At 69.6% G+C, this 13,386-nt stretch carries 12 protein-coding genes and 1 tRNA gene; 5 read left to right on the plus strand and 8 right to left on the minus strand.

Annotation, left to right across the window (positions count from 1 at the left end):
* Window positions 1-231 precede the first annotated feature (231 nt).
* Window positions 232-1,113 (plus strand): RNA polymerase sigma factor SigJ, encoded by an 882-nt coding sequence (gene sigJ / locus SRB17_RS01200; protein WP_416237029.1) that lies wholly within the window; start codon window positions 232-234, stop codon window positions 1,111-1,113.
* A gap of 164 nt (window positions 1,114-1,277) precedes the next feature.
* Here the strand turns inward: sigJ and SRB17_RS01205 are convergent.
* The 4 genes from SRB17_RS01205 to SRB17_RS01220 form a co-directional block, all read right to left on the minus strand.
* Window positions 1,278-1,350 (minus strand) — tRNA-His (locus tag SRB17_RS01205).
* A 129-nt stretch (window positions 1,351-1,479) separates the two neighbouring features.
* Window positions 1,480-2,082, minus strand: coding sequence for an oligoribonuclease (gene orn, locus SRB17_RS01210; RefSeq protein WP_153533839.1), 603 nt, complete (start codon window positions 2,080-2,082; stop codon window positions 1,480-1,482).
* A 181-nt stretch (window positions 2,083-2,263) separates the two neighbouring features.
* Window positions 2,264-3,481, minus strand: a complete 1,218-nt coding sequence (locus SRB17_RS01215; RefSeq protein ID WP_153533842.1) for a helix-turn-helix domain-containing protein — start codon at window positions 3,479-3,481, stop codon at window positions 2,264-2,266.
* A gap of 377 nt (window positions 3,482-3,858) precedes the next feature.
* On the minus strand, window positions 3,859-4,149 hold the full coding sequence (locus SRB17_RS01220; RefSeq protein WP_153533844.1) for a hypothetical protein: 291 nt from the start codon (window positions 4,147-4,149) through the stop codon (window positions 3,859-3,861).
* 328 nt (window positions 4,150-4,477) lie between these two features.
* Between SRB17_RS01220 and SRB17_RS01225 the strand changes: the two genes are divergently transcribed.
* The gene (locus SRB17_RS01225; RefSeq protein ID WP_153533846.1) at window positions 4,478-5,005 is read left to right on the plus strand and encodes a universal stress protein; all 528 of its coding nucleotides are present in this window, start codon (window positions 4,478-4,480) and stop codon (window positions 5,003-5,005) included.
* Window positions 5,006-5,127: 122 nt separating this feature from the next.
* On the plus strand, window positions 5,128-5,688 hold the full coding sequence (locus SRB17_RS01230; protein WP_323374812.1) for a GPR1/FUN34/YaaH family transporter: 561 nt from the start codon (window positions 5,128-5,130) through the stop codon (window positions 5,686-5,688).
* Window positions 5,689-5,832: 144 nt separating this feature from the next.
* Here SRB17_RS01230 and glmS read toward each other — a convergent pair whose 3' ends face one another.
* Both glmS and SRB17_RS01240 read right to left on the minus strand, forming a co-directional pair.
* Entirely contained in the window at window positions 5,833-7,650 is a 1,818-nt protein-coding gene (glmS, locus tag SRB17_RS01235) for a glutamine--fructose-6-phosphate transaminase (isomerizing) (protein ID WP_153533849.1), read from the minus strand.
* A gap of 12 nt (window positions 7,651-7,662) precedes the next feature.
* A complete protein-coding gene (locus SRB17_RS01240) occupies window positions 7,663-7,920 on the minus strand; it encodes a hypothetical protein (protein ID WP_323374813.1) in 258 nt (85 codons plus the stop codon).
* A gap of 165 nt (window positions 7,921-8,085) precedes the next feature.
* Here SRB17_RS01240 and SRB17_RS01245 point away from each other — a divergent pair, with 165 nt between their 5' ends.
* Window positions 8,086-9,651, plus strand: a complete 1,566-nt coding sequence (locus tag SRB17_RS01245) for a purple acid phosphatase family protein (protein WP_153533853.1) — start codon at window positions 8,086-8,088, stop codon at window positions 9,649-9,651.
* Between the two features lie 43 nt (window positions 9,652-9,694).
* Here the strand turns inward: SRB17_RS01245 and SRB17_RS01250 are convergent, their stop codons facing one another.
* A complete protein-coding gene (locus SRB17_RS01250) occupies window positions 9,695-10,570 on the minus strand; it encodes a DUF4429 domain-containing protein (protein WP_153533855.1) in 876 nt (291 codons plus the stop codon).
* 62 nt (window positions 10,571-10,632) lie between these two features.
* Between SRB17_RS01250 and SRB17_RS01255 the strand changes: the two genes are divergently transcribed.
* The gene (locus SRB17_RS01255; RefSeq protein ID WP_323374814.1) at window positions 10,633-12,246 is read left to right on the plus strand and encodes a beta-N-acetylhexosaminidase; all 1,614 of its coding nucleotides are present in this window, start codon (window positions 10,633-10,635) and stop codon (window positions 12,244-12,246) included.
* A 120-nt stretch (window positions 12,247-12,366) separates the two neighbouring features.
* Here the strand turns inward: SRB17_RS01255 and SRB17_RS01260 are convergent, their stop codons facing one another.
* Window positions 12,367-13,107: a LysM peptidoglycan-binding domain-containing protein gene (locus SRB17_RS01260; protein WP_153533860.1), complete on the minus strand. Its 741-nt coding sequence runs from the start codon at window positions 13,105-13,107 to the stop codon at window positions 12,367-12,369.
* Window positions 13,108-13,386: the final 279 nt, after the last annotated feature.

Genomic DNA, 13,386 nt, shown 5'->3' on the forward strand with positions numbered 1-13,386 from the left:
GACGGACAGCACCCGGAGTTGCGGAGGCGCACGGCGAACGGGCCCGGACCACCGACGGACAGCGTCACTGCCGCCGGGCCCTGCTCCGGTCCCGGTCATACTGGTGCCGTACCTCTCGGATACGCTGCCGAACGTCGTGCCGATCTTCGGAGGGGGGACTCCGTGGCGGGATCAGTGACGGAGAGGGACGCGGACGGATACCGGTCGCTGCTGTTCTCCATCGCCTACGGGATGACGGGATCGGTGGGCGACGCCGAGGACATCGTGCAGGACGCCTTTCTCGGCCTGACAAGGGCGCGCCGGGCCGGGGCCCCGGTCGCGAACCTGAAGGCGTACCTGACCACCTCGGTGACGCGACTGGGCATCAACTACCTGAGCTCGGCGCGGGTGAGGCGGGAGACCTATGTGGGCGACTGGCTGCCCGAGCCGGTCGTGGTGTCCGCCGACCGGCCCGGACCGGCCGAACACGCCGAACTGTCCGACTCGCTGTCGATGGCGTTCCTCGTGCTGCTGGAGGCCCTCGCTCCGGTCGAGCGGGCGGTGTTCGTGCTGCGCGAGGTCTTCGGGTACGGCTACCCGGAGGTGGCGGGGCTCACCGGCAAGTCCGAGGCGAACTGCCGGCAGATCTTCGCCCGCGCCCGAAAGCGCATCGCCCCCGGCGGCCAGGTGGCCGACGTCGCGCCGCCGCCCCCGGTGCGGCGGGCGGAGGGCGAGGAGCTCGCCCGTAGGTTCTTCGAGGCCGCCGAGGGCGGCGACATGGACGCGCTGCTCGACATGCTCGCCCCGGACGTGGTGTTCCACGGGGACGGCGGCGGCAAGGCGCGGGCGCTCGCGAAGTCGGTGACCGAGCCGCGCTCCATCGCCCAGCTGCTGGTCGGCGGCCTGCGCCGGGTCGGGAGACTGGGCGCCCTGCTCGAGGTGGTCCGGGTCAACGGCCGCCCGGGTGGCGTGATCCACGATGCCGAAGGCCGTGTGGCCAGCGTGATCGGGCTCGACATCGCCGACGGCAGGATCCGGGCGATCCGCGCCGTCTCCAACCCCGACAAGCTCGACCACCTCGGCCCGGTGTCGGACATCGGCCGGCTGCCGGAGAGGCGACCCGCCGATCAGTGACGGTCGGCGTCCCCCGGCGTGGGGTCCTGTACTGCCGGGAGGGTCATGTCCCGCACCGGCCGGTACACGGTGTTCCCGGTGCTCGGCACCCTGCTGTCGGCGGCCGGGGAAAATGGATCAGCCGGTGACCCGTCTCGCGACGGAGTCACCGGCTGATCGGTAAGGGTGAGTGACGGGACTCGAACCCGCGACATCCTGGACCACAACCAGGTGCTCTACCAGCTGAGCTACACCCACCACGACCGGCGGTTGAACTCGTCGTTTCCCCGACCGGCCGAGAAGAAGTCTACAGGGTCCGAAGGGGTGCTCGCGCACAGGTTTTCGCGCGGGCCGCCCAGCGGACCCCGAAAGGGTGCAGGTGTGCCGTCACCGCGCGGGCAGGACGTGCTTGGCGGCGATCGACTTCGCGGTCTCGGAGTCCGGGCCGGGCTGCGGGACGAAGACGGCCTCGCGGTAGTAACGCAGCTCGGCGATCGACTCGCGGATGTCGGCGAGGGCCCGGTGGTTGCCGTTCTTCTCCGGGCTGTTGAAGTACGCCCTCGGGTACCAGCGGCGTGCGAGCTCCTTGATGGAGGACACGTCGACGATCCGGTAGTGGAGGTAGTCCTCCAGGGTCGGCATGTCCCGCAGCAGGAAGCCGCGGTCGGTGCCGACGGAGTTGCCGCACAGCGGGGCCTTGCCGGGCTCCTTCACGTACTCCTTCACATAGGCGAGGACCCGCTCCTCGGCGTCCTGAAGGGTCGTGCCGTTCGGGAGCTCCGCGAGCAGCCCGGACGCGGTGTGCATCTGACGCACCACCTCCGGCATCGTCTCCAGCGCCCGGTCCGGCGGGCGGATGACGATGTCCACCCCCTCGCCGAGTACGTTCAGCTCGGAGTCGGTGACGAGGGCGGCCACCTCGATGAGCGCGTCGTCGGACAGCGAGAGGCCGGTCATCTCGCAGTCGATCCACACCATGCGATCGTTCATGCGTCCACCCTAAAGCGGACCTGAGCTTTTGTGGCTCCCCGTGCCGATGCCGGGCCGCTGCCGGCCCGCGCTGCACAAGGTGAAGGCCCGCGCTGTACAAGCTGAAAGGCCCGCGCTGCACAAGCTGAAAAAAGGGGGGCGAGCATGTGCTCGTCCCCCCTCTCTCCGTCACCGCTCCCGCTCAGCTACCGCTCCGCGGCCCCGGCAGCAGCCCCACCGCGCCCGCCGCCGTGCGGCGGCTCTGCATCGGTACCCCGTTGTCCCGGTCCGGGTGCAGCACGGGCGCGTGGCCCACCGGGCCGTGGCCCGCGAGGCCCGGCGGCGGGCCCGGCTGGCCGGACGGGTGCAGCGGCGGCTCCGCGTCGGCCGGCTTCTCGCCCTGCGGCCTGCGGGCCCGGTAGGCGGCCCGGTAGGCGGCGGGGGACGAGCCGAGCTGGCGGCGGAAGTGGCCGCGCAGCGCGACGGGGGAGCGGAAGCCGCAGCGGCCCGCCACCTCGTCCACGGAGTAGTCCGACGTCTCCAGCAGGCGCTGGGCCTGCAGCACACGCTGCGTGATCAGCCACTGCAGCGGCGCACTGCCCGTCAGCGAGCGGAACCGGCGGTCGAACGTACGGCGGCTCATGTAGGCGCGTGCCGCCAGCGTCTCCACGTCGAACTGCTCGTGGAGGTGTTCCAGCGCCCAGGCGACGACCTCGGCGAGCGGGTCGGCGCCGATCTCCTCCGGTAAAGACCGATCGAGGTAGCGCTCCTGACCGCCCGACCGGCGCGGTGGGACCACCAGACGGCGGGCCAGCGCGCCGGCCGCCTCGTTGCCGTGGTCCGTCCGCACGATGTGGAGACAGAGATCGATTCCGGCCGCCGTACCCGCCGATGTCAGCACGTCCCCGTCGTCGACGAACAGCTCCCGTGGATCGACGTGCACCGACGGATAGCGCTTGGCCAGCGTCGGCGCGTACATCCAGTGGGTCGTCGCCGGGCGGCCGTCCAGCAGGCCCGCCGCCGCGAGGACGAAGGCGCCGGTGCACAGCCCGACTATGCGGGCACCCTCCTCGTGCGCCCGGCGCAGCGCGTCGAGCGCCTCCTCCGGTGGTGGCGCGGTGATCGACCGCCAGGCCGGTACGACGACCGTCCCGGCGCGGGAGATCGCCTCCAGCCCATGCGGTGCGCTGAGTTCCAGGCCCCCTGTGGTCCGCAGCGGGCCCTCCTCGCCGGCGCACACCAGCAGTCGGTAGCGCGGCACGCCGGCGTCCTGGCGGTCGATCCCGAACACCGACAGCGGTATGGAACTCTCGAAGATGGGGCCGCCGCTGAACAGCAGCACCGCGACGATCTCCTTGCGCCGTCGCCCGGAGAGTTTCCGGGCCGCGGCTTCCGGCGCGGCAGTGGAGTCGTGGCTCATACTGCTAAGCCCCCCTCGGTGGTCGCGGCTCCTCGGTTGTGTCGCTCCTGCACGTTTCCCCTCGGTCCTGCACGAGTCCCCCGCCGTAAGACAGTCAAGATCGAATCTACTGGGTCCCGCGGTCTCACGGTGACCAGTTCCACACGCCCGAATTGTCGACATGACAACTTGGCGTGAAGCATTCGATCACGAAGCGTTGCACTCGCGGGCCGTGCAGGGAAGTGCGCCTTGTCGCTGTGGCCAAACCGCGTAGGGTGCACAGTCGCCCGTGGACCCTTTCCGTGCAGGTCGAACGGGGGTTGGAGGGTGGTCGGGGTCCCTGCACGGCGCCGTTCAGAAGTTGGCTGAAAAGAAGCGTTCAGGGGTACGGAAACAGGTCAGTCGACCGGTGTCTGTCGGCGGGTGTGACGTCCGCCTCTTTGCACGCCAGAACCCTCGCCGTCACACCCGTACCGCTGGGCACACCGCTCCGACCGGCGCAGCAGGTACCGGCACGCGGCCGTGACGCCGGCCAGGCCCAGGGCGGCGCCCGCCGCGCCGGCCGGCGAGGTGCCGTACCAGATCAGGACGACGGGGACGAGTGCGCAGCTGAAGACGGCCCAGCGGATCACATCGCCCACGGTGTCCGGCGCGGGCGGCGGCGCGGAGGTGGATCGACGACCGGGCATGACTCGTACTCCCTGTGGCGGCGGCTCAACCCGTTCAACGCCTGTTCGACCCATCGGTCACCGGCCGTACATCCGTTGATCCTGTGCAAACCGCCTGTACGGGGCAGCAACCATTGCGTTACGGGCGTCGCTCGTGCATGCTCCGGTGAACCCCTACGGACGTCGGGGGACCGCTTACGGAGCGTGCGCGGGATCTGTGCTCGGGAGGCGTGCCGCCGTACCCTTGGGGGTATGGGGTTGGGAAGATGTTTCCCGGACACAGCTCCGAGACGCAGTTCCGCGCACACTGTCGTCCCCACCCATAAAGGATCACAACGCCGAGACAGCCATGGCCGGTCACGAATTCTTCGAACCCGCGGACCGCAAGCGGCCGGTCGCCGACCCTACGGCGGCCGATCCCCTGGCGGCGCCAGAGTCACGCCCGCTCTGCGACCCAGCCTTCCGGCACGGAGTCGTCGTCGGCTTCGACGGCTCCACCTCCAGTGAGCGCGCCCTCGCCTACGCCATCGGCATGGCGCACCGCTCACACTCGGGGCTGATCATCGTCCATGTCGCCAATCGGCTGCCGACCACCGTGTGGGCCGGCTGCGAGCCACCCGTCTTCGTCGACGTGCCGGACCACCGCACCGAGGTCCTCGGCCTCGAGCTGGCGTGCGCGGACTATCTGGCCGAGGTGCCGTGGATCCTCGTCGAGCGGGGCGGCGACATCTGCCACGAACTCGAAGAGGTGGGGCGGGAGTACGAGGCGGACGCGATCGTCGTCGGCTCCACGCACGGCATCGTCGGCCGGATCTTCGGCTCTGTCGCCGGACGGCTCGCCAAGCGGGCGAAGCGGCCCGTGATCGTCATCCCCTGAGTCGCCCCACGTCCAACTCCCTTTGTGCAGCGCGAAACTACTCGCGCGTAGAGGTGGTTTGTGCCCTTGTGAAGGGCATATATCGGTCACCGCGCAACAGCACTGCATGAAGGGAGCCCGCCGTGGACAACGAAGTCTCTGCGGGAAGCGGAAACACCACCGTGGTCGGCCGACTCGCCCTGGGAATCACCCTGTTGGCGTTCGGGATCGGTACGACCGGTGTCATTCACGGCGTGGCCGCGTCCGACGCCGTCTCAGTCGCCCACTACGTGGGCGGAGTTGCCCTGTTCCTCGTCGGCCTGCTGGCCTTCCGTGGCGGTGACAGCGCCTCCGGTACGGGTTTTGTGGCCCTCGGTGCGCTGTGGTTCACCTGGGCCGTCGCGGACCACGGCTCGGCCGACGCGGCCGGACTCTTCCTGCTCCTCTTCGCCCTGGTGGCGCTCACCCTGACCGTCGCCGGCGGGGACAGCCTCGGACAGGTCATGCACGGGCTGCTGTTCCTGGCGATGCTGGTGCTGGCCGTCGCGGCCTTCGCCGACAGTTCGTCTCTGGCCAAGGTGGGTGGCTGGGTCGCCGCGGTGTCCGGTGCGGTGGCGTGGTACGCGGCGACGGCCACGCTGGCTCACTGGCCGACGGCCCTTCCGGGTCGTGCTGCGGGCCGGGGGGTGACGGCCGCCGGCTGATCCGTGCAGCACGGGAGGGTCCCCCACGTGACAGGTGGCACACGTGGGGGACCCCTTTTTGCGCCTAAACCGGCGCCGCTCTCGCGGACATGGTTGCTCGCCGCGGGGGTTGCTCAATTATCGCTGCCGTGGTGGGGCGGTCTCCTACTCCACCGTCACCGACTTCGCCAGGTTCCTCGGCTTGTCGATGTCGCGGCCCAGGGCCTTTGCCGTGTGGTAGGCCAGCAGCTGGAGCGGGATGCCCATCAGGATGGGGTCGAGTTCGTCCTCGTTCTTCGGGACGACGATCGTCTGGTCGGCCTTCTCCTGGTGCTGGTGGGCCACCGCGAGGATCTTGCCGCTGCGGGCCTTGATCTCCTCCAGGGCGGCGCGGTTCTTCTCCAGCAGGTCGTCGTCGGGGACGATCGCGACCGTGGGCAGGGCAGGCTCGATCAGGGCCAGCGGGCCGTGCTTCAGCTCGGAGGCGGGGTAGGCCTCGGCGTGGATGTAGGAGACCTCCTTGAGCTTCAGGGAGGCCTCGCGGGCCACCGGGTAGCCCCGCACGCGGCCGATGAACAGCATCGAGCGGGCGTCGGCGTACAGCTCGGCCAGCTCCTTGACCTTCTCCTCCTGCTCGAGGATCTCGGTGATCTGCTCGGGCAGCCGGCGCAGGCCCTCGATGATCCGCTTGCCGTCGCGGACCGAGAGGTCACGGGTGCGGCCCAGGTGCAGGGCGAGCAGCGCGAAGGCGACGGTGGTGTTGGTGAAGCACTTGGTGGAGACCACGCAGACCTCGGGGCCCGCGTGGACGTAGATGCCGGCGTCCGCCTCGCGGGCGATCGCCGAGCCCACCACGTTGACGATGCCGAAGACCCGGGCGCCCTTGCGCTTCAGCTCCTGGACGGCGGCGAGGACGTCGTACGTCTCACCGGACTGGGACACGGCGACGTAGAGGGTGTCGGGGTCGACGACCGCGTTGCGGTAGCGGAACTCGGAGGCCGGCTCGGCGTCCGCGGGGATGCGGGCCAGCTCCTCGATCATCTGGGCGCCGATCATGCCCGCGTGGTACGAGGTGCCGCAGCCGAGGATCTTCACGCGGCGGATCTGCCGGGCCTCGCGGGCGTCCAGGTTGAGGCCGCCGAGGTGCACGGTGGAGAAGCGGTCGTCGATGCGGCCGCGCAGCACCCGGTCCACCGCCTCGACCTGCTCGAAGATCTCCTTGTGCATGTAGGTGTCGTGGCCGCCCATGTCGTACGACTCGGCCTCCCACTCCACCGTGGTGGGCTCGGCGGTGGTGCGCGTGCCCTCGGTGGTGTAGGTGCGGAAGTCGTCGGCCTTGAGGGTGGCCATCTCGCCGTCGTCCAGGGTCACTATCTGACGGGTGTGCATGACCAGGGCGGCGATGTCGGAGGCGACGAACATCTCCTTCTCGCCGATGCCGAGCACGACCGGGGAGCCGTTGCGGGCCACCACGATCCGGTCGGGGAAGTCGGCGTGCAGGACCGCGATGCCGTACGTGCCCTCGATCACCCGCACCGCCTGGCGGACCTTGTCCTCGAGCTTCTCGGCGGTGGAGCGGGCGATGAGGTGGGTGAGGACCTCGGTGTCGGTCTCGGAGAGGAACTCGACGCCGTCCGCCTCCAGCTTGCGGCGCAGGTCGGCGGCGTTGTCGATGATGCCGTTGTGGACGACGGCGACCTTGTTGTCGGCCGACATGTGCGGGTGGGCGTTGACGTCGGAGGGGGCGCCGTGGGTGGCCCAGCGGGTGTGGGCGATGCCGGTGGTGCCCTTGAAGCGCGCCGGGACCTTCGCCTCCAGGTCGCGCACCCGGCCCTTGGCCTTGACCATCTTCAGGCCGGGCGCCTTCGGGGCGGTGACGACGATGCCCGCCGAGTCGTAGCCGCGGTACTCCAGCCGCTGCAGACCCTCCAGGAGGAGAGGGGCGACGTCACGCTTCCCGATGTATCCGACAATTCCGCACATGTAGAGGTATTCCTAGCCGTAGACAATGCGGCGCAGCTGCCTGAGCGTCAGCTCGGGCGGTGCCACCGCTCGGTATTTCAGATCCGCCCCGATCCGTTCGAAGATCTCCGCGTTCACCAGGCCCTGGGCCTGGAGCTCGCGGTGGCGGCGACGGACGTAGTCCTCCGTCGACTCGTCGAAGTAGGCGAGCACGTCCTGGATCACCCGCAGCGCCTCGCCCCTGGCGAGGGGAGTGGACCGCGTCAGATGATCAACGAGTTCGTCGTGCACCCGGTAGATCCTGGGGTACCGGCGACGGTTTCGCAAGAATCCTGCCCGATTTCGGGCAGTCACAGGGTCCCGACCTATGGATCATTTGTTCGCCGGGCGTCCATCTTGTGGCCTGAGTCTCGTTGAAGATGTGGACCATTTTCAGACGCCATGGACATTCCTCGTATGGGAGTACCCGACAAGCTGGCCGCGCGCATGAGCATGGCCGAGCAGCATGAGTACCTGCGCGCCAGATTCTCACGGCGCAATCTGATCAGAGGCGGCGCCGTCACCCTGGGCGCCGTCGCGGGTGGCGCGTTCGTGCCGGGCGCCACCGCCCAGGCGGCCGTGCCCACGCAGCGCACCGCGCCCGCCACCGAGACCGTCGACGGCGCGCTCGTCGCCCCCTTCGGCCGCCACCTCGCCTACGGCAACGACCCGCGCACCGAGATGACGGTCTCGTGGCAGGTCCCGGTCGCCGTGAAGAGGCCGTTCATCCGCATCGGCGCCCACCCCTGGGACCTCTCCCGCAAGATCGAGGCCGAGGTCCGCACCCTCTACACCCCGGCCGGTGTCGGCGCGAGCGGCGACCACACGCAGTACTACCTGCACGCCAAGCTCACCCACCTGCGCCCCGGCAGGACCTACTACTACGGCGTCGGCCACGACGGCTTCGACCCGGCCGAGCCGCACCTCGCGGGCACGCTGGGCACCTTCACCACCGCCCCCGCCCACAAGGCGCCGTTCACCTTCACCGCCTTCGGTGACCAGGGTGTCAGCTACCACGCCCTGGCCAACGACAGCCTGATCCTCGGCCAGAACCCGGCCTTCCACCTGCACGCCGGCGACATCGCCTACGGCGACCCGGCGGGCCAGGGCAAGGCGACCGACACCGGCTTCGACTCGCGTACCTGGGACCAGTTCCTCGCCCAGACCGAGTCGGTCGCCAAGCAGATCCCGTGGATGGTCAGTTACGGCAACCACGACATGGAGGCCTGGTACTCGCCCAACGGCTACGGCGGCGAGGAGGCCCGCTGGAGCCTCCCGGACAACGGCCCGGACGCGAAGAACCTGCCGGGTGTGTACTCCTTCGTCCACGGCAACACCGCGATCATCTCGCTGGACCCGAACGACGTCTCCTTCGAGATCCCGGCGAACCTGGGCATCTCCGGCGGAACCCAGACCACGTGGTTCGAGGCCCAGCTGAAGACGTACCGGGCGTCGAAGGACATCGACTTCATCATCGTGTTCTTCCACCACTGCGCCTACTGCACGTCCACGGCGCACGCCTCGGAGGGGGGCGTGCGCCAGGAGTGGGTGCCGCTGTTCGAGAAGTACCAGGTGGACCTGGTCATCAACGGCCACAACCACCAGTACGAGCGCACCGACGTCATCAAGGCCGGCGCCGTCACCAAGAAGCTTCCGATCGGCGGTACGGCGTACTCCGAGACCGAGGGCGTGGTCTACGTCACCGCCGGCGCGGCGGGCCGCAGCCTGTACGCGTTCAGCGCCCCTGACTCCTACGAGGGCCACGAGAACGAGGTCGACTCGGTCGCGTCCTTCATCAACACCAAGGACGGCAAGGTCAACGAGACCGTCACCTGGTCCCGGGTCCGCTACCTGAACTACTCCTTCCTGCGCGTGGACGTCTGCCCCGCGCCGAAGGGCCGCCAGACCACGCTGAAGGTGTCGGGCATCGCCGAGACCGGCGACCGCATCGACCACTTCACCGTCTCCCGCACGGCGAAGTAGGGCACCCGGCGGGCGGTCCTCACCCGCGCGCTCACCTGCGCTCTCACATGCGCTTGAGGACCGCCTGCTTGGCCAGGGCGAACTCGTCGTCCGTCAGCACCCCGTCGCGCCGCAGTTCGCCCAGCTCGCGCAGGCGCCGCAGCAGGGCGTCGTGCTCGTTCTCCGCGGGTTCCGGCTCCTTGGCGAGCCGCGGCGGCTCCCTCCGTACGCCCGCCTCGGCCGCCGGATGCGGCAGGCGCGCCTGTACGGCGGCGGCCACCAGGGCCATCAGCGGATCCTTCTTGAACCCCCACAGCTCGACGGCGTTCGGGTCGTACTTGGGCGGGGCGGTCACGGGGGCGCCGCGCACCAGGAAGCGCAGATGGCCGTTCTCCAGCCCGGCCGCCGGCTGCCACTCCACGCCGGTGACGTCCGCGAGGGGGATCGTGCGGGGGCCGCCGGAGGACTTGGCGTCCTCCGTCTTCCAGTTCCACTCCAGCCGCACCCGCTCCCCGTCGAAGCCCGCAGTGCCGTCCCCGGCGGAGGCGGACACCGGCAGCGGCGGCCCGGGCAGCAGGTACCCGTCGACCGGATCCGGTGAAACCCCGTCCAGCAGCAGCGCGTTGCGCACCTCGTCCGCGAGGTACTCGGCGACGCCGTACCGGTCGGACTCCACCGTCAGCTGGTACGGGTCGTCCGACTCGGCGAGCCGGCCGCCGGTGGCCTGCGTCAGCGGATCGGCGCCGTCGCGCAGCCGCAGCCTGAGCCGCCCCGACCGCCGCCCCTGCTCGACGGAGACACCGGCCAACGCCCCCAGTGGTACGACGAGTTCGCCCAGTTCACGGCGGAGCGGGCTCACGTTCTTGTCCCGCCCCGGGGTGAGCCGCAGGGCATCGCCGTCGAAGGCCCAGGTGCCGTCCTTCTGGATGATTTCCGCCATGGAGGGATTGTTTCACCGGATCTGCGGGAGAGTGGTCTCGACCACTTCTGAAGGGAGCGCATGTGAGACGGAACCACAGCACGACTCCCCGAACGCCCCGCATCCTCGGATCACTGCTGCTTCTGGCGGCGGCCGGGGTCTTCACCCTCACCGCGGCCCCCACGGCGCAGGCGGCCGCCCCGACAGAGCTGGACCGGGTCGTCCCGGCGCCCGCCTCGGTCGCGCCGGGCGGGCTTCCGTACCGCATCACCTGGGCGACGGGCGTCCACGTCGACGACTCCGCCGAGGTCCGCCGCATCGGCAGCTACCTCACCGGCATCCTGCGGCCCTCCACCGGCTACCCGCTGCCGATCACCACCGGCCAGGGCGCCGGAGGCATGGGCGGCATCCAACTCCACCTCACCCAGGGCGACTTCGGTGCCGAGGGCTACCGGCTGCACAGCGACCCGGCCGGCGTCACCATCACCGCGAGCGCCCCCGCCGGCCTCTTCCACGGTGTCCAGACCCTGCGTCAGCTCCTCCCGCCCGCCGTCGAGAAGAAGACCACCCAGCCCGGCCCCTGGCAGATCGCGGGCGGCACCGTCGAGGACCGCCCCCGCTACTCCTACCGGGGCGCCATGCTGGACGTCTCCCGGCACTTCTTCACCGTCGCGCAGGTCGAGCGGTACATCGACGAGCTGGCGATGTACAAGATCAACGAGCTGCATCTGCACCTCAGCGACGATCAGGGCTGGCGCATCGCCATCGACTCCTGGCCGCGCCTCGCGACCTACGGCGGCTCCACCGAGGTCGGCGGCGGCAAGGGCGGCTACTACACCAAGGACCAGTACCGGCAGATCGTCTCCTACGCCGCCTCCCGCTATCTGGAGGTCGTCCCCGAGATCGACATGCCCGGCCACACCAACGCGGCTCTCGCCTCCTACGCCCAGCTCAACTGCGACGGCGTGGCACCCCCGCTGTACACCGGCACACAGGTCGGGTTCAGCTCGCTGTGCGTGCCGAAGGACGTCACGTACACCTTCGCGGACGACGTGATCAGGGAGCTGGCCGCGCTCACCCCCGGCCGCTACCTCCACGTCGGAGGCGACGAGGCGCACTCCACCAGCCACGCCGACTACGTGACGTTCATGGACCGCGTGCAGCCGATCGTGGCCAAGTACGGCAAGACCGTCATCGGCTGGCACCAGCTCACCGGCGCGCACCCGGCCAAGGGCGCCCTCGCCCAGTACTGGGGCCTGGACAGCACCAGCGCGACCGAGAAGGCCCAGGTCGCCCAGGCCGCCCAGAACGGCACCGGGCTGATCCTGTCCCCGGCGGACCGGGTCTACCTCGACATGAAGTACACCAGCACCACCGGGCTGGGCACGAAGTGGGCCGGTTACGTCGAGGTGCAGCGGTCGTACGACTGGAACCCGGGCAGTTACCTTCCCGGCGCCCCGAGCTCGGCCATCCGGGGTGTGGAGGCACCCCTGTGGTCGGAGACGCTGAAGACATCGGCGAACATCGAGTACATGGCGTTCCCCCGCCTTCCCGGCGCGGCCGAACTGGGCTGGTCCCCGGCGGCCACCCACAACTGGAACACCTACAAGGTCCGCCTGGCCGCCCAGTCCCCCCGCTGGGACGCCCTCGGCATCACCTATTACCGCTCACCACAGGTCCCCTGGCCGAAGAACTGATCAATGACCGGCGGGCACCCCGGAGGACCGTGCTCCGGGGTGCCCGTTCATTTGCCGGTGCAATGCAGAGGTGTGTGTGACTGCACTGCGAACGGCATGTCGGTTGGGGGGAATTCGCGATCAGTACGCGCTGTTGACGTTGTCGATCGAGCCGTAGCGGTGGTACGCGTAGTTGCAGGCGGCGGTGATGTTGGCGACCGGGTCGTAGATGTCCGTCGAGGTGCCCGGCACGTGGTAGGTGTCGAACGTCGGCTGGATCACCTGGAGCAGGCCCTTGGACGGGGTGCCCTTGGCCGCGTTGGAGTCCCAGAGGTTGATGGCCTTCGGGTTGCCGGAGGACTCGCGGATGATGTTGCGGTAGATGCCGTTGTAGGTGCCCGGAATGCCCTTCTGGGCCATGATCGCCAGGGAGTGCTTGATCCAGCCGTCCAGGTTGTCGGTGTAGGTCTGACCGGCGGCGGACGTGGCGGAGGGCGTGCTGGTCGTGGCCGCCTTGGTCGTGGCCGCCTTGGTCGTGGCCGCCTTGGTCGTGGCCGCCTTGGTGGTGGCCGCCTTGGTCGAGGCCGACCCGGCGGGCAGGCTGAGGACCTGCCCCGGCTGGAGGGTGTAGGGGCTGGCGAGGTGGTTGGCCGACGCGATGGCCGGCCAGCCGCCCGGCACGTGGAGGGTCCGGGCGATCGACGCCAGGTGGTCGCCGGCCTTGACGGTGTAGCTGCTCGCGCCGGTGGACGTGGCGGCGGTGGCGGCCTGGGCGGTGCCCAGCGAGGCCGTGCAGGCCACGGCGAACGTGCCGGCGGTGATGGCGCCGCCGGCGAGGAATCGGCGCGCCCGGGACGAGGGCTTGCGGGCATGACGAGGCATGGAGCGGTCCTTTTCCGGGAATTGATCACCCGCAGTTGCCGTTTTTCCTCGGCAAACAGCATCGCATTTCGTTTAGCGGTGCCTGCGGCGGAAACATTCTTAGCCGCCAGGAAAAAACTCGGCAATTACCCTCTTTACTAAGCCGGCTAGTTGCCTTCGGTGCCGGCGAGGGTCAGACCGCTGGGAAATCCGGAAATAAAGGGCCGCTTGGGATCTTAGGAAGCTTCGTAAGTGAATTGGGTCACGCAATTTCGGTAAATCGACTCAACGACTTAAACC

This window comes from Streptomyces sp. RB17, assembly GCF_009604455.1.
Classification (GTDB): Bacteria; Actinomycetota; Actinomycetes; order Streptomycetales; family Streptomycetaceae; genus Streptomyces.